We start from the raw sequence: 20,436 nt of genomic DNA on the forward strand, positions 1-20,436 counted from the left end.
CGCCTCAACTTTCTGAAGAATTTCCTGTCAGCGCCGAGGTGAGCGCCGTCATGGCCTGTGCGGTGGGCGACCCGTCCGCCGGTGTCGCATGGCAGGTCAGCACCACTGGTTCCCGGGCATGGGCATCGCGGATCGGACGCGCGACGAGCGGCATGCCGTCGTAGGTGAGGTCGCCGGGCGGAAGGCTGTAGGCCAGTCCGATCCCTTCGCCTCGGGCCGCCAGACTGCGCAGCAGCTCCAGCGATGCGGCCCGATGCGCCACCTCCGGCACCAGTCCCAGAGTTTTGAACAGCCGCATCATATGGGCGATCGACAGGCCCTCACGCGACAGGATCAGCGGCGCCCGGGCCAGTTCGGCAAGGCTGATGTCTTTTTGCGCCGCCAGCGGGTGATCTGGCGGCATCAGCGCCATAGGTGTGATGTGGTGCAGGTCCTGCCGGGTGAAACTCGAATCAAGTCCGAGGTCATAGGTCAGCGCGAGATCGCAGCTGCCCGCCCTGAGGGCCGTGATCAGATCCTCAAAGTGACCCTCAATGATATCGAGCCGGACCTGCGGCAGAGTGGCGCGCAGGGTGGCGAGGGCGCGTGGCAGCAGGAAGGGCGCGAGATCACTGAAACAGCCGATGGTCAGGTGCTGTGCGGCCTGCACGGCGGTGCCTGCGCGCTCCAGCTGGGTCGCCTGCACCAGCAGCGCCTCCGCCCCCGTGACAAAATCGCGCCCCTGCGGTGTCAGTTCCAGCGGCGCGCCCTTGCGACGCAGGAACAGCACCCGGCCCAGATGGGCTTCGATCCGCGACAGCGCCGCCGACAGTGCCGGCTGGCTGACATTCAGAGCGGTCGCCGCGCCCGACAGACTGCCGTGATGGGCAATGGCGGTGACATATTCGTAGTGGCGTAGTGTCAGGTATAACATCAGCTGAAGGCTATCTTAGAAAGATATGATTTGAAACTATGCGCGCCGCCTGAGACGGTCAGAAGAACAGATAGTCAGAGGGAGTAGGGACATCATGGTACATCCGTTGCTGAGCGAAGATCAGGTCGAGGCCTACCAACGCGACGGCGTGGTGATGATCAAGGGGCTGTTTCGCGATCAGGTGGAGCTGCTGCGCAAGGGGGTGGCGGCCAATATGGCGGAACCCGGTCCCTATGCCTCCAATAACGACAGGCAGGGCGAAAGCGGCCGTTTCTTCGATGACTATTGCAACTGGACCCGAATCCCGGAGTTTGCCGCCGCAATTGAGGCCTCACCGGTGGCGGAGGTGGCCGCGGATCTGATGGGTTCGGATTTGGTCCAGATGTTTCACGACCATGTGCTGGTCAAGGAGCCGGGCACCTCGATGGCGACCCCCTGGCATCAGGACGGACCCTATTATTTTGTCGAGGGTCAGCAGACCGTCAGCTTCTGGTCGCCGCTCGACCCGGTGCGGGAGGCGAGCCTGCGCTGCGTGGCCGGATCTCATCGCTGGGAGAAGGAAGTGCTGCCCACCCGCTGGGTCTCGCAAGAGGGGTTCTTTGCCGATGAAGGGCAGTACATGGCGGTGCCGGACCCGGACGCGGAGGGCATGCGGGTGATGGAGTGGGAGATGGAGCCCGGCGATGCGGTGGCGTTCCACTTTCGCACTCTGCATGGCGCGCGCGGCAATACCTCTGACATGCGCCGCCGGGCGTTCTCGTTGCGGCTGGTGGGGCAGGATGCGCGGTATGTGGAGCGTCCGGGTCCGACCTCGCCGCCGTTTCCGGGCCATGACATGACCCCGGGCCAGCGTCTGCGCGAGGATTGGTTTCCGTTGTTGTTGCAACGCTAGGGCGGGTCAGGGAGCGGGGCAGGGGGCTCTGCCCCCTCGGCGCCAGGGCGCCTCACCCCCGAGGTATTTGGGGAAAAGATGAAATTGACAGGCGCAGGGCCTGCATCGTTTTGTTCATAGCTCTGCCAGAGGTCATGTTTCGCGGGTGCGGGGCGTTCAGAACCACTGGCCGGGCTCCATCAGGCCGAGGTCGAGGAGCTGGCGCGAGTGCCATTCAAACGGCGTGGAGTTGTGCCATTTGAAGCTCCGGATTTCGAATGTGGAACCGGGGTTGCGCTTGAGCGCCTTGGCGGCGCGGAAGGAGCAGATCGCTGCGGTCAGGTTGTGGTGCCATGGGCAGGCGTAGGTATTGTATTCCTGTTCGTTGAACGTGTGATCTGCGCGCAACTGCAAGCCTTTCCTGGCGCGAAACAATGCGATGCGGTCGATCTTGCGGCTGGCGTCGGGGATGTGTTCCTCGTGTCGCCAGCGGATGCCACCGAAGAAATCCAGCTGCCGGTCGCGCGGATCACCGGTAATGGGGTCCTTGCGTCCCTGTGCGTAATAGCCGGAGCGATCAAGGCAGGCGCCCTCGATCGAGACCGCGTTGGGATAGGTCTCCAGATCGCCGGCATAGAGGTCGATCACATAGGTCAGCATCGCATCGCGCCGTTCCTCCGCGTGGAAGGTCAGCATCTCGGTTACTGTGCGCGACTCGCAAAACGGGTAGAAGAGGTATTCGGCGTTGTAGCAGTAATAGAGCCAGCAGCCCGGGCTGGCCGCCGCGATCACCCTGTTGACGCCTTCCACCACCGCCTCAGCCGGGCCGCAGTCAAAGGGCACGCGATGCACCCTTTCCGCCACGTCGCTGGGCAGGTCGAAAGCATCGGGCATCAACGCCACCACCGCCTTGAAGCCGCAGTCCAGGTGATGACGCAAGCTGGTGCCGATCTCCACCTCATCCTCGACGAAGATCAGCGCCACCGGTCCTTTGGCGAGCACCGATTTGCCGGTCTGCAGGAAATCCTCCAGCGAGGCATAGATCATCGGGCCTGTCCTTCTGCTCCGCCCCGGTTGTGCCCCGGTGCCTTGTCTGGTGTTCGCGGTTAAAATCGGGTAATTGCCTTGCCATTGCAAGCGGCCACAATTCGCGCTATGCGCTGCCGCTGTTCTTTCGCCTTGCTCCCCGTCGCTAGAAGGTAGCCCCGCCATGACCGCGCCCAAGAAGCTCTATATCAAGACCTACGGCTGTCAGATGAACGTCTATGACAGCGAACGCATGTCGGAGGCGCTGGGCGGTCAGGGCTATGTGGAAACGCAATCCCCCGACGACGCGGACATGATCCTGCTGAATACATGCCACATTCGCGAAAAGGCGGCCGAGAAGGTCTATTCCGAGCTGGGCCGCTTCAAGGGGCTGAAGGCTGATAAGCCGGATCTGAAGATTGGCGTGGCGGGCTGTGTCGCCCAAGCCGAGGGCGAGGAGATCATGCGCCGCCAGCCGCTGGTGGATCTGGTGGTTGGTCCGCAGAGCTATCACCGTCTGCCGGAAATGGAAGCCAAGGCGGGTGCGGGTGAAAAGGTGCTCGACACCGATTTCCCCGAGGAAGACAAGTTCGAGCAGCTGAAACGCCGCCCCAAGGCAAAGCGTGGCCCCACCGCATTTCTGACTGTGCAGGAGGGGTGTGACAAATTCTGTGCCTTCTGCGTGGTTCCTTATACCCGCGGGGCCGAGGTGTCCCGCCCGGCTGACCGCATCCTGCGCGAGGCGGAAGATCTGGTGGAACGCGGCGTGCGCGAGATCACCCTGCTTGGGCAGAACGTCAACGCCTATCACGGCGCGGGTGCCGACGGTGACACGACGCTGGCGCAGCTGATCTGGCAGCTCGACAAGATCGACGGGCTGGAGCGCATCCGCTTCACCACCTCGCACCCCAACGACATGATGGATGATCTGATCGAGGCGCATGGCACCTGTGCCAAGCTGATGCCCTATCTGCATCTGCCGGTGCAGGCGGGGTCGGACAAGATCCTGAAGCGGATGAACCGGGCTCATACCGCCGAGAGCTATTTGCGCCTGATCGAGCGCATTCGGGCCGCGCGGCCCGATATCTTGATTTCCGGCGATTTCATCGTCGGCTTTCCGGAAGAGACCGAAGCGGATTTCCAGGCAACGCTCGATCTGGTGGAAGAGGTGAAATACGGCACCGCCTATTCGTTCAAATACTCCACCCGTCCGGGCACACCGGCTGCAGAACGTGCGCAGGTGGACCCGAAGGAAGCCGACGACCGGTTGCAGCGGCTGCAGGCCCTGCTGACCCGCCAGCAGCGCGAGGTGCAGGACAGCATGGTGGGCCGCGAGGTTGGCGTGCTGTTCGAAAAGCCCGGGCGCTTTGCAGGCCAGATGGTGGGCAAGTCCGATTATCTGCACGCGGTTCATGTGGCTGACTGCGATGCCGCCGTGGGCGACCTGCGCCGGGTGCGGATCCTGTCCTCCGGGACCAACTCGCTGGCTGGCGAGCTGATCGGCTGAGCGCGATAGCGGCTGCGTCGGCGGACTAGGCGTCTGTTCGATGTGCAGCCACGCGCACAATTCAGGTGTTGAAGGCTGCGACCGCCAGAGCGCTGTGCGACTCGGTGGTGGCGGCTGGGCAGAGCTTACTTTCACATTCTGAAGGGCTGGCGGCCTCATTGATCGCGGTGCGTCAGCAATAAGTCGCCAAGTGCGGAACTGTTTCGCATGCGCGCTGTGAACGCCGCGAAATTCCCCATGGAGTGGCCTCATGTTCAGGGAAAATTAGTGTAAATTAGGGACATACATAAGACACGGAAGGTTCAGAAAGGATCATTCCCAAGTGGGCCAATTGAAGGATGCCTGTTGTGTTTAATCAAATATTAAGCAAAGCCTGTGCGCCTCTTGCCTGCGCCGCGACCGTCGTTTCGCTCGCTCTGGCCGCACCCATTGCCGCGCAAGAGACTGCCCCGCTGCGTGGCGAACGATATGTACCAACCATCTGGGTTGATCCAGACGGGTGTGAGCACTGGGTCATGGATGATGGTGCCGAGGGCTACATGACCACGCATATGACGCCGGACGGTAAACCTGTTTGCCGCCGAGGTCAGCTCTGCGGCATGATGCCGACCGATCAGTTCTTTGCCACCGACGGCAGCGCCATTAATGCCGCAGGGCGCAAGCGCCTTCAGGAGTGGTTTAAGTCCACGATGCCGGGGACCCGTTACTTTGTCGTCGCCGGTCATACCGACAGCCGTGCCTCGGATGAATACAATATGGCCCTCTCCAAGCGTCGCGCCGACGCGGTGGCGCAGGTTGGTCGTTCGGTCGGGGCGCGTATCAGGGACATCCGGGCCTATGGCGAACGCAGTCCGCGCGTGCCTAATCGTGGGGCTGCCAACAGGGCGCAGAATCGCCGAGTCGAAATTTACTGCGTAAGCCGCTGAGGGAGCTGGAGTATGAAGATTATCAAAGGGGTCTCAGTGATCACGCTCGGACTTGTGCTTGCGGCATGTGGCGATGTGTCTGACAAGACCCGCGATCAGAACTTTTTTGACGGTGGTGATGGCGACCTTGCCGGTCTGACTGCCGGCATATGGGTTGACCCGCAGGGGTGCGAACACTGGATCGTCGATGATGGAGTCGAGGGCTATCTGGATCCGCGTATGACCCCGGACGGCAAGCCGGTCTGCAACAGTGAGCTGCCGCGCAATGTTGCGGTCGGCCCCTTCAAGAGCGGGTCGTTGTTCACCGACCCGATTTGATCCGATTGCTTTGGCAGATGTCCAGGCGGTGCCTCACGGCGCCGCCTTTTTCGCGCTGGGCGGGTCTTTTGCGCGGTGCCTTGCCGGTCCAATGTAGCAGTTGCGTGAAATCCGGCGTTTCCCAGCGGGCTAGCCCTTGCGCGGGCGCGCGCGGAGATGCAGACTGAAGAGGCAATTTGACAACAGGAGAGCCGTTTGGCCACTAGTGTTCTGCCCCCGTCCTCCGAGCACGCCCCAGCACCCGAAGTGCTGCTGGAATTTCCTGACAACCGACTTCTGATTGAGCTGTGCGGCGAGTTTGACCGTCACCTCGCCGAGATCGAGCAACGCCTGGGCGTGCAGATCATCCGGCGCGGCAACCAGCTGATCGTGCATGGCGATCCCGAGCTGTGTCAGAAGGCTGCGGAGTTGCTGTCTTTGCTTTATGAACGCCTGGAAAGCGGGCGTCCGGTTGAGCGGGAAGACATTGATCGCGAGCTGCGTCTGGATCGCTCGGATGAGGAGGCTGCGGCCTCTGGTCCAGACAGCCAGATGGAGATGTTCACCGGTGGCAAGGTGGAGATCAAGACCCGCAAGAAACTGGTCGAGCCACGCACCGACGCGCAGAAGGCCTATGTGAAGAACCTCTATGAAAACGAGATGGCATTCGGCATCGGGCCCGCGGGCACCGGCAAGACCTATCTGGCAGTGGCCGTGGGCGTGTCGATGTTCATCCAGGGCCATGTGGACAAGATCATCCTCTGTCGGCCTGCTGTTGAGGCGGGCGAGCGGCTGGGCTTTTTGCCCGGTACGCAGGAGGAAAAGGTCGATCCCTACATGCAGCCGCTTTACGACGCGCTGAATGATTTTCTGCCGGGCAAGCAGCTTGCCAAGCTGAAGGAAGAAAAGACCATTGAGATCGCGCCGCTGGCCTTCATGCGCGGGCGCACGCTGTCGAATGCCTATGTGGTACTTGATGAAGCGCAGAACGCCACCACCATGCAGATGAAGATGTTCCTGACCCGTCTGGGTGAGGGCTCTCGCATGGTGATCACCGGCGACCGGACCCAGGTCGATCTGCCGCGTGGCGTGCAATCCGGGCTGCAGGATGCCGAGCGTTTGCTGGCGCCGATCCCGAAGATATCGTTCAATTATTTCACCGCCAAGGATGTGGTCCGCCACCCGCTCGTGGCCGCGATCATCGAGGCCTATGACAAGGACGAAATGACGGGGTGATCTGCCTGGTCTGACACTCGTCCTGTCGCCGGATTGGGTGGTAGGGGCCGACGCAGGAGCCTCCGGCGGAGGTATTTATGGAAAAGCTGAAGTTGGGCCAACGCGTAAGGTCGAGCGGCAGGGCAGTGCTTTCGGCATGCTGTGCTGCGCCGTCCAGTGGTCTTTGTTCAACGCCCCCCGGCGCACTTCGCGCCAGAGCAACCGCCCCTAGCACCGGCGGGACGGCGGATGTTCGCCGCCTGCGCTGCGCTTGCTCGTCACTGACTGCGGAATCGGTCAGGCGCAGCGGGCGGATGACGGTGCTGGCGGGATCTGTCAGTGCGGTGTCGCATCTTCGGTGCTTTCGTTCCGATTGAGGTCGAGGTAAGGCGGGGTGATGATACTGGATGTTGTGATCGAAGATGGCCGCTGGGAAACAGTGGGGCTGGAAAAACAGGCGGAGGTCGCGATCGCGGCCACGCTGAACTGTCTGGGTCTCGGGGACGAGGACTGGGAGGTCTCCATTCTCGGTTGTGATGACCCGCGCATCGCCGAGCTGAACGCGGACTTTCGTCAGAAGTCCAAAGCCACCAATGTCCTTAGCTGGCCGGCGCAAGAGCTGGCCGCCGAGGAGGCGGGCGCGACGCCGCGAGAGCCGGAGATGGATTTCATGGGAGATGCGGCGTTGGGCGACATCGCGATCTCATATGACACCTGCATGGCCGAGGCGGCCGCAGCGGGCAAAGATCCGCTGCATCATGTGCAACATTTGCTCGTTCACGGAACGTTGCATTTATTGGGCTATGATCACATTCGTGACAGCGACGCCACGGTCATGGAAACATTGGAGGTCAGGATACTTGGCAAACTGGGTATTCCTGACCCATATATCTTGGAGGACGGGCCGTGAGCGGCCACTTTGGAATGGAACAATGGGCGATATAGAAGGCAGTTCTAACGCAGCGCAGAGCGCGCTGCAGGACATTGAAGCGATGGAACCAACGTTGAACGGGGCGGAGACGCCCGGGTTCCTGAGTAAGATTTTCGGGAGTTTTTCCCAAACCACCGAGGATGACGCGCCGGAGCAAGATGGCGGTGAAATCCTCGCGGACCCTCCACCGGGCATGATGAACCTCCGCCGGCTGCGGGTCGAGGATGTCGCAATTCCGACCGCCGAGATTGATGCCGTGCCCGTGACGATCGCACGCGAAGAGCTGGTGCAGATGTTTCGTGACACTGGTTTCACCCGCGTTCCGGTCTACGAAGGCACACTCGACACGCCACTGGGATTTGTGCACCTCAAGGATTTTGCCCTGACCTATGGCTTCGATTGTGAGCGCGAAGGGTTTGATCTTGCCAATATGTTGCGGCCGCTGCTCTTCGTGCCGCCGTCCATGCCGATTGGTGTCTTGCTGACAAAGATGCAAGCCGAGCGCCGCCATATGGCACTGGTGATCGACGAATATGGTGGCGTCGACGGCCTGCTGACGATCGAAGACCTGATCGAGCAGGTGGTCGGCGAAATCGAGGATGAGCACGACAGCGGAGAGGATCAGACCTGGGTGCAGGAAAAGCCCGGCTGTTATGTTGCGCAGGCCCGTACACCGCTGGTCGAGTTCGAGAGTGAGATCGGCATTCCGTTGACCCGTCACGAAGATGTGGATGGCGAGGAAATCGATACCCTCGGCGGTCTGGTCTTCATGCTCTCGGGACGCGTGCCCGCGCGCGGCGAGGTGATCCAGCATCCAGAAGGTCCGGAGTTCGAGGTGGTCGACGCTGATCCCCGCCGGATCAAGCGCCTGCGTGTGCGCCTGCCCGGTATCGTCGCGGAATGAGTTTGCTGCCCGCGCTTGGTCGGTTTGGCCCCTATGGGCTGGCCTTTGGTGCGGGTGCGCTGATGGCGCAGGGATTGGCGCCTGTGTCTGCGGTCTGGACGACGCCGGTGGCATTGCTGATCGTTGCGCTCTTGTTTTTGCGCTCGGACCAGCCAAGTCGCGCAGGCGGGATAGGCTGGCTGTTTGGCTGCGGCTACTTCGGTTTTGGTCTCAGCTGGATCATGGAGCCGTTTCAGATTGACGCGGCCACATTTGGCTGGATGGCGCCCTTTGCGTTGGTGCTGATGGCGGCAGGTTTGGCATTGTTCTGGGCACTCGCCTTCTGGGCTGGCGCAAGGATGTCTCGCGGTGACTGGCGGGTGTTTGCGTTGGTGGCCACATGGAGTTTGGCAGAGCTGGCCCGTGCCTATGTTTTGACGGGCTTCCCGTGGGCGGGTTTTGCGCAGCTGGCATTTCCACGCGATCTGGTCTTGCGGGCGGTGCCCTGGGTTGGATCGCATGGGTTTGCGGTGCTGCTTTTGCTGGCGGTGCTGCCTTGCGTGCTGCTGGCGCGGCGTCCCCTGTTTGCAGTGCTGCCCACCGGCTTGATGGTGATTGCGTCAGGCTGGCTGCCCGATGGACGTCCGTTTGGTGGCAATCTGCCGCTGACCAGCCAGACCGTGCGTCTGGTGCAGCCCAATGCGCCACAGGCTGAAAAATGGCTGCCCGAGAAACGCTGGATGTTCGTGCAGCGGATGCTCGATTTTACCGCCGCCGCTCCGGCCCAAGCCGGAAGCGGACGTCCGGATCTGGTGATCTGGCCAGAGACGGCGATCCCCACCTTGCAAAACTACATCGACGAGGTGCGCCCGGCATTGGTCGAGGCCGCGCGAGGGGCAGAGGTGATCTATGGCATCCAGCGCGAGGAAAACGGGCGCTACATGAATTCTGCCGTGGTGATGAGCGCGGAAGGTGAGGCGCTCGACATCTATGACAAGGTGCATCTCGTGCCCTTCGGCGAATACATGCCGCTCCCGAAGCTATGGGAGAGGTTCGGCGTCTTCGGCCTCGCCTCCCGCGCTGCCGGTGGCTATGCGCCCGGGACGCAACGGCGGCTGCTGGACACGATCGCAGGCCGGGCGCTGCCGCTGATCTGCTACGAGGGCGTGTTTGCGCAGGATGTGAATGCCACGCCTTCTCGGCCGGATTATCTGGTTCTGATCACCAATGATGCGTGGTTCGGCAACTACTCTGGCCCTTATCAGCATCTCGTTCAGGCACAGTTGCGCGCCGCCGAGCAGGGTTTGCCGATGCTGCGGGCTGCAAATACCGGCGTCTCGGCGGTCATCGATCCCTATGGTCATGTCCGGGACAGTCTTGCGCTCAATACTGCAGGCTACCTTGACGCACGCTTGCCCCGCCCCTTGCCGCCGACGCTCTACAGTCGCAGTGGCGATTGGCCGGCGCTGTTCGTTTCCCTGCTGCTGCTTTGTGTCGTCAGTCTGCCACGGCTTGGCATGAACCGGCGGCGAACACTTGCTTAATCTGTTGAAGCTATAGATTGACCCAAGGAGTGAGCGCGCCTACTGCGTTCTACATCGCCGCCACAACGGCTTCCTGACGTGGCGGACTTCATTTAGCGGAGCACATCTCTTATGAGCCGAAACAATTACACCTTCACCTCGGAGTCCGTATCCGAGGGTCACCCGGATAAGGTCTGCGACCGGATTTCCGATGCCGTCCTCGACGCGCTGATCGCCGAAGAGCCGGAGGCGCGCGTTGCCGCGGAGACCTTCGCCACCACCAATCGTGTGGTGATCGGGGGTGAGGTTGGCCTGGCGGACCAGGACAAGCTGAAGGACTACATGGGCAAGATCGACGAGATCACCCGCGCCTGCATCAAGGACATCGGCTACGAGCAGGACAAGTTTCACCACGAAACGGTTGAGATCACCAATCTGCTGCACGAGCAATCCGCCCATATCGCACAGGGTGTCGACGCGGCTGGCGACAAGGACGAGGGGGCGGGCGACCAGGGCATCATGTTCGGCTTTGCCACCGATGAAACCGATGCGCTGATGCCTGCGCCGATCCAGTTCTCGCATGCAATTCTGCGTCGCCTTGCCGAAGTGCGCAAGAACGGCACCGAGCCGGCACTTGGTCCGGACGCCAAATCGCAGATCTCCGTGCGCTATGAAAACGGCCAACCGGTCGAGGTGTCGTCGCTGGTGCTGTCGACACAGCATCTGGACGAGACACTGACCTCTGCCGACATCCGTGCCATGGTAGAGCCGTATATTCGCGAGTCGCTGCCCGAGGGCTGGCTGACCAACAACACCGTCTGGCACGTGAACCCGACCGGAAAATTCGTGATCGGCGGTCCCGATGGTGATGCGGGCCTGACCGGGCGCAAGATCATCGTGGACACCTATGGTGGCGCCGCACCGCATGGCGGCGGCGCGTTCTCCGGCAAAGACCCGACCAAGGTGGACCGCTCTGCAGCCTATGCCGCGCGCTACCTGGCCAAGAACATTGTGGCTGCCGGTCTTGCGCATAAATGCACGCTGCAGCTTTCGTATGCGATTGGCGTGGCTGCGCCACTGTCGATCTATGTGAACACTCATGAGACCGGTGTCGTGCCGGACGAACAGATCGAGTTTGCCGTGCGCAAATGCATGGACCTGACACCGCGCGGCATCCGCACGCATCTGGGTCTCAATAAGCCGATCTATCAGCGCACCGCCGCATACGGCCACTTTGGTCGTGCACCGGAGGACGATGGTGGCTTCTCATGGGAGCGCACTGACCTGACCGGCGCGCTGAAGGGCGCGGTCTGAAGTCGGCGCTTCAATCACGTCACGCAGAATCACGGGCGGGGGAAACCCTCGCCCGTTTTTGTATCGGCCATCTGGAGCAGATCTCGCGCAGGTCCGCCGGACTGGCCAATGCAACTGACAGGTATTGCCTGCCGTTGCGCGAGGGCAGCCCGCGCTGTCTATGACAGGGAGGCCGCGCGAGCGGGGCCGCTCATATGCTCATCGTTGCCGGCGTGGTCTCGCAGGGCCTTTCTGTTGATCTCTTTTTCTTGAACTGCAGAACGGGTTTGCTCCCTATACCCTTCGCCCGCTATTCAAGGGGGCAAAGCAGATCGGGCAAGGGGGCCAATATGGCGATACTGGGATGCAAAACGGGGCCAGTCAGGGCGTTGCTGAGCCTCGCGGCCTTGATCTGGGCCGCGCCGGCATCGGCACTGGACGACGGGGCGGGCCGTCTGTTCGTGGATGGCAGCACGCTGTCCTTTGATACCGAGGCGGTTGCGGACGACCAACCCGGCGAGATCGTGATTTCCGATATCGACCTGTTCCGCAGCCTTCTGCAGGAACATCCGGACGTCAGCACGCTGCAGCTTAACTCCAGCGGTGGCAGCATTTACGCCAGTTCTGAAATCGCGTGGATCGTATCGGATTATGGTCTGAACACGCAGGTGGATGGTGAATGCGTCAGTGCCTGTGTCGACGTGTTCCTCGCAGGCGCGCGTCGCGAAATGACGCTGGGCTCGAAGATTGGATTTCATCGCCGTTCCTGGTCGCCGCAGGCGGTAGAAGGCTACTATGAAGATCTGCGCGAAAGCCGTGGCTGGGCCACACCGTTCGTCTTTGGATCCTGGATCTACACCGACACGCAGCGCGAAATGTTTGAATACCTCAGCTACATGGTCGACAACGGTGTAGAGCCGGGGTTTGCGATCCAGACGTTGCAGGTAGACTCGGGTGACGAATGGTATCCCACCCGCATGCAGCTGATCGAGGCAGGGGTGTTGCGTGACGAAGCGCCCTGAGCGCACCGATCGGGGCCATCTGCGCTGCCAGCCGCAGGCGGGGCAGGGGGGAGGCTATCGCAATGTATGAACAACGGCATGTGCCGCCGCTCTCGCGCCCTCGCTTTCTGCGCCGCCTGTGGTGGCATGTCCTGACTGCGGTCATGCTGCTGGCCGTTTCGGTCTTTGCAGGTGCCGTGGCGCTGATGCATCTTGAGACGCTGCCCTTGTCCGAGGCGGTCCTGCATGCAAGCACGCTGATCAGTGGGTTGGGACTGGCCGAGATGCCCCGGACGGGAGCGGGGCGTCTCTTCACCAGTCTGTTCGCGCTCTACAGCGGGTTCGTGGCTTTGGCTGTGTCCGGGATCATGATTGCGCCGGTGGCGCATCGTATGCTGCATTGTTTTCATTGGGACGGCGAGGATACCATGGGATCACGCCGCACCGGGCCGTCCGACTGAGCGTCGCCGGTGTCGCGCCGCTTGACCTTCGCGGCTTACTGCGGCAGAGGGGGGCGCCTTGCGTGGCCGTCGATGGCGCGTATTTCAGTGAGTTTACCAGAGGAAACCCGCCCCAGATGTCCGATGACAACGCCCGCACTGCTTTCACAGAGGTTGGAACCGGCCTTGATGCTGAGGGCAAACATGCCTCTGGTGCGCCTTGGCGGAACTTCTATGGCCGCTTCAAGGGCAAGCAGCTGAAGCCAAATCAGGTGCGCGACCTTGATGAGATGCTGCCCGGTCTGAGCCCGGGTGCGGTGGGGTGGGATGAAAACCCCGACCGGCTTCCGCTCGGTCTTGAGGCGCTGTTTGGCGGGCGTGACGTCTGGCTTGAGGTTGGCTTTGGCGGTGGCGAGCATCTGGTGCATCAGGCCACGGCAAATCCGGACGTGGGCATCATTGGCGCGGAGCCCTATGTGAACGGCATCGCCATGCTTCTGGGCAAGCTGCGCAAGTCATCGGTCGAAAATGTGCGTGTTCACCCGGGCGACGCGCGGGATCTGATGGATGTATTGCCCGCGCAGAGCCTGTCGCGTGCCTTCCTGCTCTATCCGGACCCTTGGCCAAAGGCGCGTCACCACCGGCGCCGGTTTGTGACCCAAGAGCATTTGGCGCCGCTGGCCCGTGCTCTGAAGCCCGGCGCGATCTTCCGCGTGGCGACGGATATTCCCGACTATGTGCGCCAGACGCTGGAAGAGGTGCCGCAGGCCGGATTCGAATGGCTGGCTGAGGGGCCGACCGACTGGCGCCAGCCATGGCAGGACTGGATTTCGACCCGCTACGAACAAAAGGCCCTGCGTGAGGGGCGCACGCCGCACTACCTCACCTTCCGCCGCACGGGGTGAGTGCGCGCCGTTCGAAACCGTTCGGCCATCGCCAACGGGAGAGCTGTGCCGCAAAGAGGGGAGCTTCCCGCACGTCTAATCTGCATTGGAAATGCAGCCTGGCCCCTTGGGCCCGGCAGGCCGCGCCAGAGGCGCGGCCTGCGTCACCGCACTCTACAAGGGCGCGTGCGCCCCTCAAGAGGCGGCCAGACGGTCGGGCAAGGCGCGCTTGGTGATGGACGACAGCGCCGTCTTGCGCTAACAGCCTTGCGACCGACTGAGAAGAGGAACCGCCCATGTCCGGACACGGCACGCCCATTCCGATGACCTCCCGCCGCGCCAGCCCGCTCAAGGGCGAGGCCCATGTGCCCGGCGACAAGTCGATCTCGCACCGTTCGTTGATCCTTGGTGCCATGGCCGTGGGCGAGACAAGAATTTCAGGCCTGCTCGAAGGCGAGGACGTGCTGGATACCGCCAAGGCGATGCAGGCCTTTGGTGCCGAGGTCACCAACCACGGCGGCGGCGAATGGTCCGTTTTCGGGGTTGGTGTCGGCGGCTTTGCCGAGCCGGAGAATGTCATCGACTGCGGCAACTCCGGCACCGGCGTGCGGCTGATCATGGGCGCCATGGCAACCTCGCCGATCACCGTGACCTTCACCGGCGATGCCTCGCTGAACAAGCGTCCTATGGCGCGAGTGACCGATCCGCTGGCGCTGTTCGGAACCCAATCCGTAGGCCGCGAAGGGGGTCGCCTGCCGATGACCATCGTCGGCGCCGCAGAGCCGGTGCCGGTGCGCTACGAGGTACCGGTGCCCTCGGCGCAGGTGAAATCGGCGGTGCTGCTCGCCGGGCTGAATGCACCGGGCAAGACCGTGGTGATCGAACGCGAGGCCACCCGCGATCACTCCGAACGTATGCTGGCGGGCTTTGGTGCCGAGATCACCACCGAGGACACCGACGAAGGTCGCGTCATCACCCTCACCGGTCAGCCCGAATTGCAGCCGCAGGTGATCGCTGTGCCGCGCGACCCCTCTTCCGCCGCCTTCCCGGTTTGCGCCGCGCTGGTCACCCCCGGCTCGGACGTGCTGGTGCCGGGCATCGGCCTCAACCCCACCCGCGCGGGCCTGTTTTACACGCTGCAGGATATGGGAGCGGATCTCACCTTCGAGAACCCACGTGAAGAAGGCGGCGAGCCGGTGGCCGATCTGCGGGCCAAATACTCCCCCGACATGACAGGCATCGACGTGCCGCCCGAGCGCGCGGCCTCGATGATCGACGAATATCCGGTGCTCTCCGTCGTGGCCTCTTTCGCAACCGGCACCACCATGATGGCGGGGGTGAAGGAATTGCGCGTCAAGGAAAGCGACCGCATCGACGCCATGGCCCGCGGGTTGCGCGCCAATGGCGTCACCGTCGAGGAGGGCGCGGACTGGTGGAGTGTCGAGGGCTGTGGCCCGGATGGCGTCAAGGGCGGCGCCACCTGCGAGAGCTTCCTCGACCACCGGATCGCCATGTCGTTCATGGTGATGGGCATGGGCGCGCAGGCGCCGGTCTCGGTGGACGATGGTGGCCCGATCGCCACATCCTTCCCGATCTTCGAACGCCTGATGGGCGATCTTGGCGCCCACATCAGCCGCGACAACACCTGAGCCCTTTCATCTTTTCAGAAATATCTCGGGGGTGAGCGCCTTTGGCGCGAGGGGGCAGCGCCCCCTGTGACCAGACCAGCCACAAGGAGAGACACCATGGCCTTTACCATTGCGATCGACGGTCCCGCGGCGGCGGGCAAGGGCACCATTTCCAAGGCGGTGTCGGATCATTTCGGCTATGGGCATCTGGACACCGGTCTGCTGTACCGCGTGGTCGGCGCGCGTATGCTGGACGGAGCGGAGCCGGTCGCGGCTGCCGAAGCTCTTGAGGTCGTGGATCTGGAGCGCGACGACCTGCGCACCGCCGAGGTGGCGCAAGCCGCATCCAAGGTGGCGGTGATCGCCGGGGTGCGTGCCGCTCTGGTGGACTTTCAGCGTGCCTTTGCCCGTCGCTCCGGCGGCGCGGTCATGGACGGGCGCGACATCGGCACGGTGATCTGCCCGGAGGCGGAGGTGAAGCTCTTCGTGACCGCCAGCGCCGAGGTGCGCGCCACGCGGCGGTTCCTGGAACTGACCGGCAAGGGCAGCATCATCACGCTCGAGGAGGTGCTGGCGGATGTCCGCGCCCGTGACGAGCGTGACATGAACCGCGCCGAGGCGCCCTTGAAGCCGGCAGAGGATGCCGTGACCATCGACACCAGCAGCCTGAGCATTGAAGAGGCCATCGGCCAGGCCGTTGCGGTTGTCGAAGCCCGTCAAAAAGGCTGATGTCCCGTAACGAATGGCATGAGGCCTGAGCGGCGTCCCAGGCGGGGCGCCGTTGTTTTTTCACGATCTGTAGGGGCAGGGGTTGCAGTCGTAGGCTTCGATGTCTACCTAAGTCTCGACGTCGAGATAAAATAACTTGAACGATCCGGTTCAGTTATTAAATGACTGCATGCGAGACACACTGAAAGGACCTTCCCGATGTTTCTGGATAAGCTGAACTGGCGCTATGCTGCCAAGAAGATGGACCCTGCCAAACCCGTGCCGGAAGACAAGGTCGCCCGGATCGTCGAGGCGATCCGCATGGCTCCCACCTCCAGCGGCGTGCAGCCGTTCGAGCTCTTCGTGATCCGCAACACCGCTCTGCGCGAGGCGATTCGGCCCGTGGCCTGGGATCAGGCGCAGATCACCGACGGCTCGCATCTGTTGGTCTTTGCCGCCTGGGACAATTACACCGAGGCGCGCATCGATGCGGTGGTCGAGCAGATGGTGGCAGAACGTGGCGATTCCGACATGCTGCAGGGCTATTTCGCCAACCTCAAGGAGATGCTGTTGCCGCGCTCGGCAGAGGTGAACCACGCCCATGCCTCCCATCAGGCCTATATCGCCTTGGGTTTCGCCCTGGCCGCAGCGGCGGAGCTTGGCGTCGACAGCACTCCGATGGAGGGGTTTGACCCCGACCAAGTGGACGAGATCCTCGACCTGAAAGCCAAGGGTCTGCGGTCCAAGGTTTTGCTGCCGCTGGGCACCCGCTCCGAAGACGGCGACTGGCTCTTGCCGATGCCGAAGGTCCGCAAATCCAAGGCGGCTCTGGTCACCGAGATCGACTGATCTGCGCAGTCAACGCGCGCTGATCTCAGGGCGGAGCCGAAAGGCTCCGCCCTTTCTTGTGGCTGGCAGTCTGTCACGCGACTTGCGTTCAACCGGCCTTGTTCTGGTCGAGTTGCTTTGTGTCGAACTCTGCCGAGCGCTGCGCCGAAGGGCGCGCTTCGCAGCGTTCGATCCAGGCCTTGATGGTGGGATGATCGGCGGCCTCATGACGGAACCAGATGAAGGGCGACACCATCAACAGATCGGCGCCGCTGAACGTGTCTCCCACAAGAAAGGGGGATTGCTCCAGCGCATTGACCAGACGGCTGGTCATATCCGGCACCCCCCGGAATGTGGCCTCCAGCACCGGATGCGACAACTCTGCAGCGCCGCAGACGAGGACCGGTTCGACCACATTGCCGTACCAGGCCAGCCAGCTGATATACCGCCCGCGCTGCGGATCGCCAGGGGCCGGCCCCATTCCGCCAGCGGGAAACAGGTCGGTGAGATAGAGGATGATCGCATTCGACTCCCAGATCTCGACTCCGTCATGGACAAGCAACGGCACCTTGCCTTCGGGATGCGGGTTCGCAGGGTCTTGCCCGCCCGACCCGTCCAGCCGTGCCACATCGACGATGCGAATGTCGATCTGGGACCAGATGTCCAACTCGTCGATCAGCCGGACAATGCGCGACGACCGCGAGCGGGGCGAGTGATAGAGGGTCAGCATGGTGGCGACTTCCTTGTTTGGTTTGAATCGGAAGTTCGATATACAAGCAACATACTGTCAGTTTCCGTCAGGAAGTCATGAGCCGACCCGAACGTCTTTTCCGCTTGATGAATGCCTTGCGCGTTTTGCCCAAACCTGTGACCGCAGCCCGGCTGGCACTTGAAACCGAAGTGTCGGAACGCACCCTCTATCGTGATATCGACAGCCTTCGGGCGAGTGGGGCCCTGATTGATGGCGCGCCGGGGCTTGGCTATACGCTGACCGAAGATCCGGCCTTGCCGCCGCAGACGTTTGACCGGATCGAGATGGAAGCGCTGGTGGTGGGCTTAAGCGACGTGCGCCAGCGCGGTGATGCGCAGCTGGCACAGGCAGCAGAATCCGCGCTTGCCAAGATCGCCGCGACCATGCCGGAGCGCTTGCAGCGTCAAATCGTTCACGCAACACATATGGTCTATCGCTATCAGGCGCCGACCACCGTGGCGCCGGATATGTCCCGGATAAGGACGGCATGCTGGGACGAATGCGCGCTCGACATTTGTTACCAAGATGCAGCTGGCGCGATCACGCATCGGCGGGTCTATCCGCTGGCGATCGTGTACATTGATCGGGGTGCCGCGCTACTGGCGTGGTGTTGTTTGCGGCAGGAGTTTCGAAAGTTCATGATGTGGCGGATGGAAACTGCCGAGCCGACCGACGAGAGCTTTCGGCCAAACCGGGTCAGGTTGTTGCGTGATTATATCTCCCAGATGTCGAAGGCATACTCCGAAGATGCGCCGCGCAAAGCGTGACACTGTTCGAGCGTGGAGAAATGCATTCGGGGTGCTTTGCCGCCCTGCACGATGCCGGGCACGAGCCCCCTTGCCAGCAAGGCCAAAACCGCCTATAAACCGCCCTGTCAACAGAGATGCGTAAACGCACCAGGACAGTCGGAGCAGGGTCGGGGCATACCTCGGCCCTTTGTGTTTGTTTGTTGCTCCCGCACTGTCAGCGATTCGCGTCCTGAACCGACCAACCCTGTTCAGACCGGTGGAGACAACCACACGGCCAGCAAAACTCTGTAAAGGAAACCTGAGACCACATGGCTCAAACAACATCGATGGAGGAATTCGAAGCCCTCCTGCAAGAAAGCTTCGAAATGGACACCCCCGAAGAGGGTTCCGTAGTCAAAGGCAAGATCATTGCCATTGAGGCCGGTCAGGCCATCATCGACGTCGGCTACAAGATGGAAGGTCGCGTCGAACTCAAAGAATTCGCAAATCCCGGCGAAGCGGCTGAAGTCACCGTTGGCGACGAAGTCGAAGTCTACCTGCGCGCGGCTGAAAACGCCCGTGGCGAAGCTGTCATCTCCCGCGAGATGGCGCGCCGCGAAGAAGCATGGGACCGCCTGGAAAAAGCATACGCAGACGATCAGCGCGTCGAAGGCGCGATCTTCGGCCGCGTCAAAGGCGGCTTCACTGTCGACCTCGGCGGCGCCGTGGCCTTCCTGCCCGGTTCGCAAGTCGACGTCCGCCCCGTGCGCGACGCAGGCCCGCTGATGGGTCTGAAGCAGCCGTTCCAGATCCTGAAAATGGACCGTCGTCGTGGCAACATCGTTGTGTCCCGTCGCGCAATCCTCGAAGAGTCCCGCGCCGAGCAGCGTGCCGAAGTCATCGGCAACCTGTCCGAAGGCCAGGCGGTCGAGGGTGTGGTCAAGAACATCACCGAATACGGTGCGTTCGTTGACCTCGGCGGTGTTGACGGGCTGCTGCACGTCACCGACATGGCATGGCGCCGTGTGAACCACCCCTCCGAGATCCTCGCCATCGGCGAGACCGTCAAGGTTCAGGTGATCAAGATCAACAAAGAGACCCACCGTATCTCCCTCGGCATGAAGCAGCTGCAGGACGATCCGTGGGATCTGGTTGGCGCCAAGTACCCGCTGGCCTCCGTGCACAAGGGTCGCGTCACCAACATCACCGATTACGGTGCATTTGTTGAGCTGGAGCCTGGTGTCGAAGGTCTGGTCCACGTCTCCGAGATGTCCTGGACCAAGAAGAACGTGCACCCCGGCAAGATCGTTTCCACCTCGCAGGAAGTGGACGTCATGGTGCTGGAAATCGACGGCGCCAAGCGTCGCGTTTCCCTTGGTCTCAAGCAGACCATGCGTAACCCGTGGGAAGTCTTCTCCGAGACCCACCCCGAGGGCACCGAAGTCGAAGGCGAAGTCAAGAACATCACCGAATTCGGTCTGTTCATCGGCCTCGAAGGCGACATCGACGGCATGGTTCACCTCTCCGACCTGTCCTGGGACGAGCGCGGCGAAGAAGCCATCCAGAACTACCGCAAAGGCGACATGGTTTCGGCCGTTGTCTCCGAAGTGGATGTCGAGAAGGAGCGCATCTCGCTCTCCATCAAGGCACTGGGCGGTGACAAGTTCGCAGACGCCATCGGCGGCGTGAAGCGTGGCTCCATCGTGACCGTGGAAGTGACCGCGATCGAAGACGGTGGCATCGAAGTGGAATATGAGGGCATGAAGTCCTTCATCCGCCGCTCCGACCTGTCCCGTGACCGTGCGGACCAGCGCCCCGAGCGCTTCTCCGTTGCGGACAAGATCGACGTGCGCGTCACCAACATCGACTCCAAGACCCGTCGTCTGGGTCTGTCGATCAAGGCACGCGAGATCGCAGAAGAGAAAGAGGCCGTCGAACAGTATGGTTCCTCCGACTCCGGCGCGTCCCTCGGCGATATCCTTGGCGCGGCACTGAAGAGCGAGTAATCTCTCTTTAGATCGACATTAAGAAGCCCCGCAGGAGCAATCCTGCGGGGCTTTTTTTGCGTTCGATGCCTTGGGTC

The 20,436-nt window shown here is 62.2% G+C and carries 20 protein-coding genes and 1 riboswitch; of the genes, 17 read left to right on the forward strand and 3 right to left on the reverse strand.

The window, feature by feature from the left end:
• Positions 1 to 4 precede the first annotated feature (4 nt).
• Complete coding sequence (locus CLV89_RS01745; RefSeq protein ID WP_106161904.1) at positions 5 to 913, reverse strand: LysR family transcriptional regulator; 909 nt, start codon at positions 911 to 913, stop codon at positions 5 to 7.
• Between the two features lie 94 nt (positions 914 to 1,007).
• On the opposite strand from CLV89_RS01745, the gene CLV89_RS01750 reads away from it, so the two are divergent.
• Positions 1,008 to 1,805, forward strand: a complete 798-nt coding sequence (locus CLV89_RS01750; protein ID WP_106161906.1) for a phytanoyl-CoA dioxygenase family protein — start codon at positions 1,008 to 1,010, stop codon at positions 1,803 to 1,805.
• A 156-nt stretch (positions 1,806 to 1,961) separates the two neighbouring features.
• On the opposite strand, the gene CLV89_RS01755 is transcribed toward CLV89_RS01750, so the two are convergent.
• Positions 1,962 to 2,831, reverse strand: coding sequence for a hypothetical protein (locus CLV89_RS01755; protein ID WP_106161908.1), 870 nt, complete (start codon positions 2,829 to 2,831; stop codon positions 1,962 to 1,964).
• A 163-nt stretch (positions 2,832 to 2,994) separates the two neighbouring features.
• Here CLV89_RS01755 and miaB point away from each other — a divergent pair, with 163 nt between their 5' ends.
• The 14 genes from miaB (at position 2,995) to CLV89_RS01825 (ending at position 16,895) form a co-directional block, all read left to right on the forward strand.
• Entirely contained in the window at positions 2,995 to 4,317 is a 1,323-nt protein-coding gene (gene miaB, locus CLV89_RS01760) for a tRNA (N6-isopentenyl adenosine(37)-C2)-methylthiotransferase MiaB (RefSeq protein WP_106161909.1), read from the forward strand.
• A 338-nt stretch (positions 4,318 to 4,655) separates the two neighbouring features.
• Positions 4,656 to 5,243 carry an OmpA family protein gene (locus CLV89_RS01765; RefSeq protein WP_423837290.1) on the forward strand — a complete coding sequence of 196 codons (588 nt, stop codon included), beginning with the start codon at positions 4,656 to 4,658 and terminating at the stop codon, positions 5,241 to 5,243.
• A 12-nt stretch (positions 5,244 to 5,255) separates the two neighbouring features.
• A complete protein-coding gene (locus CLV89_RS01770; RefSeq protein ID WP_106161910.1) occupies positions 5,256 to 5,561 on the forward strand; it encodes a hypothetical protein in 306 nt (101 codons plus the stop codon).
• A 195-nt stretch (positions 5,562 to 5,756) separates the two neighbouring features.
• Positions 5,757 to 6,776, forward strand: coding sequence for a PhoH family protein (locus tag CLV89_RS01775; RefSeq protein WP_106161911.1), 1,020 nt, complete (start codon positions 5,757 to 5,759; stop codon positions 6,774 to 6,776).
• Positions 6,777 to 7,152: 376 nt separating this feature from the next.
• The gene (gene ybeY / locus CLV89_RS01780; RefSeq protein WP_106161912.1) at positions 7,153 to 7,665 is read left to right on the forward strand and encodes an rRNA maturation RNase YbeY; all 513 of its coding nucleotides are present in this window, start codon (positions 7,153 to 7,155) and stop codon (positions 7,663 to 7,665) included.
• 22 nt (positions 7,666 to 7,687) lie between these two features.
• Positions 7,688 to 8,590, forward strand: coding sequence for a hemolysin family protein (locus tag CLV89_RS01785; RefSeq protein WP_106161913.1), 903 nt, complete (start codon positions 7,688 to 7,690; stop codon positions 8,588 to 8,590).
• Positions 8,587 to 10,113 (forward strand): apolipoprotein N-acyltransferase, encoded by a 1,527-nt coding sequence (lnt, locus tag CLV89_RS01790; RefSeq protein WP_106161914.1) that lies wholly within the window; start codon positions 8,587 to 8,589, stop codon positions 10,111 to 10,113. Before CLV89_RS01785 ends, lnt begins: the two co-directional genes overlap by 4 nt.
• A 54-nt stretch (positions 10,114 to 10,167) precedes the next feature.
• A riboswitch (SAM-SAH riboswitch) is annotated at positions 10,168 to 10,216 on the forward strand.
• Between the two features lie 8 nt (positions 10,217 to 10,224).
• Positions 10,225 to 11,406: a methionine adenosyltransferase gene (gene metK / locus CLV89_RS01795; RefSeq protein WP_106161915.1), complete on the forward strand. Its 1,182-nt coding sequence runs from the start codon at positions 10,225 to 10,227 to the stop codon at positions 11,404 to 11,406.
• A 329-nt stretch (positions 11,407 to 11,735) separates the two neighbouring features.
• Positions 11,736 to 12,407: a COG3904 family protein gene (locus CLV89_RS01800; protein ID WP_243394903.1), complete on the forward strand. Its 672-nt coding sequence runs from the start codon at positions 11,736 to 11,738 to the stop codon at positions 12,405 to 12,407.
• A gap of 62 nt (positions 12,408 to 12,469) precedes the next feature.
• Complete coding sequence (locus tag CLV89_RS01805) at positions 12,470 to 12,847, forward strand: hypothetical protein (protein WP_106161916.1); 378 nt, start codon at positions 12,470 to 12,472, stop codon at positions 12,845 to 12,847.
• Between the two features lie 116 nt (positions 12,848 to 12,963).
• Entirely contained in the window at positions 12,964 to 13,731 is a 768-nt protein-coding gene (gene trmB / locus CLV89_RS01810; protein WP_106161917.1) for a tRNA (guanine(46)-N(7))-methyltransferase TrmB, read from the forward strand.
• A gap of 275 nt (positions 13,732 to 14,006) precedes the next feature.
• Entirely contained in the window at positions 14,007 to 15,359 is a 1,353-nt protein-coding gene (gene aroA / locus CLV89_RS01815) for a 3-phosphoshikimate 1-carboxyvinyltransferase (RefSeq protein WP_106161918.1), read from the forward strand.
• A gap of 96 nt (positions 15,360 to 15,455) precedes the next feature.
• Entirely contained in the window at positions 15,456 to 16,067 is a 612-nt protein-coding gene (gene cmk, locus CLV89_RS01820; protein ID WP_106161919.1) for a (d)CMP kinase, read from the forward strand.
• Positions 16,068 to 16,265: 198 nt separating this feature from the next.
• Positions 16,266 to 16,895 (forward strand): nitroreductase family protein, encoded by a 630-nt coding sequence (locus CLV89_RS01825; protein WP_106161920.1) that lies wholly within the window; start codon positions 16,266 to 16,268, stop codon positions 16,893 to 16,895.
• Between the two features lie 88 nt (positions 16,896 to 16,983).
• Here CLV89_RS01825 and CLV89_RS01830 read toward each other — a convergent pair whose 3' ends face one another.
• Positions 16,984 to 17,604: a glutathione S-transferase family protein gene (locus CLV89_RS01830; protein ID WP_106161921.1), complete on the reverse strand. Its 621-nt coding sequence runs from the start codon at positions 17,602 to 17,604 to the stop codon at positions 16,984 to 16,986.
• Between the two features lie 77 nt (positions 17,605 to 17,681).
• Here CLV89_RS01830 and CLV89_RS01835 point away from each other — a divergent pair, with 77 nt between their 5' ends.
• Together CLV89_RS01835 and rpsA are read left to right on the forward strand one after the other, a co-directional pair.
• Positions 17,682 to 18,392 (forward strand): helix-turn-helix transcriptional regulator, encoded by a 711-nt coding sequence (locus CLV89_RS01835; RefSeq protein WP_106161922.1) that lies wholly within the window; start codon positions 17,682 to 17,684, stop codon positions 18,390 to 18,392.
• Between the two features lie 290 nt (positions 18,393 to 18,682).
• Positions 18,683 to 20,359: a 30S ribosomal protein S1 gene (gene rpsA / locus CLV89_RS01840; RefSeq protein ID WP_106161923.1), complete on the forward strand. Its 1,677-nt coding sequence runs from the start codon at positions 18,683 to 18,685 to the stop codon at positions 20,357 to 20,359.
• The last annotated feature ends 77 nt before the right edge of the window (positions 20,360 to 20,436 follow it).

The organism is Tritonibacter scottomollicae (assembly GCF_003003215.1).
Taxonomy (GTDB): Bacteria; Pseudomonadota; Alphaproteobacteria; order Rhodobacterales; family Rhodobacteraceae; genus Epibacterium; species Epibacterium scottomollicae.

What these genes read in the sequence shown, in the direction of transcription:
- CLV89_RS01745 (WP_106161904.1), bottom strand. Translation starts at nt 913, where the DNA reads ATGTTATACCTGACACTACGCCACTACGAATATGTCACCGCCATTGCC.
- CLV89_RS01750 (WP_106161906.1), top strand. Translation starts at nt 1,008, where the DNA reads ATGGTACATCCGTTGCTGAGCGAAGATCAGGTCGAGGCCTACCAACGC.
- CLV89_RS01755 (WP_106161908.1), bottom strand. Translation starts at nt 2,831, where the DNA reads ATGATCTATGCCTCGCTGGAGGATTTCCTGCAGACCGGCAAATCGGTG.
- miaB (WP_106161909.1), top strand. Translation starts at nt 2,995, where the DNA reads ATGACCGCGCCCAAGAAGCTCTATATCAAGACCTACGGCTGTCAGATG.
- CLV89_RS01765 (WP_423837290.1), top strand. Translation starts at nt 4,656, where the DNA reads ATGCCTGTTGTGTTTAATCAAATATTAAGCAAAGCCTGTGCGCCTCTT.
- CLV89_RS01770 (WP_106161910.1), top strand. Translation starts at nt 5,256, where the DNA reads ATGAAGATTATCAAAGGGGTCTCAGTGATCACGCTCGGACTTGTGCTT.
- ybeY (WP_106161912.1), top strand. Translation starts at nt 7,153, where the DNA reads ATGATACTGGATGTTGTGATCGAAGATGGCCGCTGGGAAACAGTGGGG.
- CLV89_RS01785 (WP_106161913.1), top strand. Translation starts at nt 7,688, where the DNA reads ATGGGCGATATAGAAGGCAGTTCTAACGCAGCGCAGAGCGCGCTGCAG.
- lnt (WP_106161914.1), top strand. Translation starts at nt 8,587, where the DNA reads ATGAGTTTGCTGCCCGCGCTTGGTCGGTTTGGCCCCTATGGGCTGGCC.
- metK (WP_106161915.1), top strand. Translation starts at nt 10,225, where the DNA reads ATGAGCCGAAACAATTACACCTTCACCTCGGAGTCCGTATCCGAGGGT.
- CLV89_RS01800 (WP_243394903.1), top strand. Translation starts at nt 11,736, where the DNA reads ATGGCGATACTGGGATGCAAAACGGGGCCAGTCAGGGCGTTGCTGAGC.
- CLV89_RS01805 (WP_106161916.1), top strand. Translation starts at nt 12,470, where the DNA reads ATGTATGAACAACGGCATGTGCCGCCGCTCTCGCGCCCTCGCTTTCTG.
- trmB (WP_106161917.1), top strand. Translation starts at nt 12,964, where the DNA reads ATGTCCGATGACAACGCCCGCACTGCTTTCACAGAGGTTGGAACCGGC.
- aroA (WP_106161918.1), top strand. Translation starts at nt 14,007, where the DNA reads ATGTCCGGACACGGCACGCCCATTCCGATGACCTCCCGCCGCGCCAGC.
- cmk (WP_106161919.1), top strand. Translation starts at nt 15,456, where the DNA reads ATGGCCTTTACCATTGCGATCGACGGTCCCGCGGCGGCGGGCAAGGGC.
- CLV89_RS01825 (WP_106161920.1), top strand. Translation starts at nt 16,266, where the DNA reads ATGTTTCTGGATAAGCTGAACTGGCGCTATGCTGCCAAGAAGATGGAC.
- CLV89_RS01830 (WP_106161921.1), bottom strand. Translation starts at nt 17,604, where the DNA reads ATGCTGACCCTCTATCACTCGCCCCGCTCGCGGTCGTCGCGCATTGTC.
- CLV89_RS01835 (WP_106161922.1), top strand. Translation starts at nt 17,682, where the DNA reads ATGAGCCGACCCGAACGTCTTTTCCGCTTGATGAATGCCTTGCGCGTT.
- rpsA (WP_106161923.1), top strand. Translation starts at nt 18,683, where the DNA reads ATGGCTCAAACAACATCGATGGAGGAATTCGAAGCCCTCCTGCAAGAA.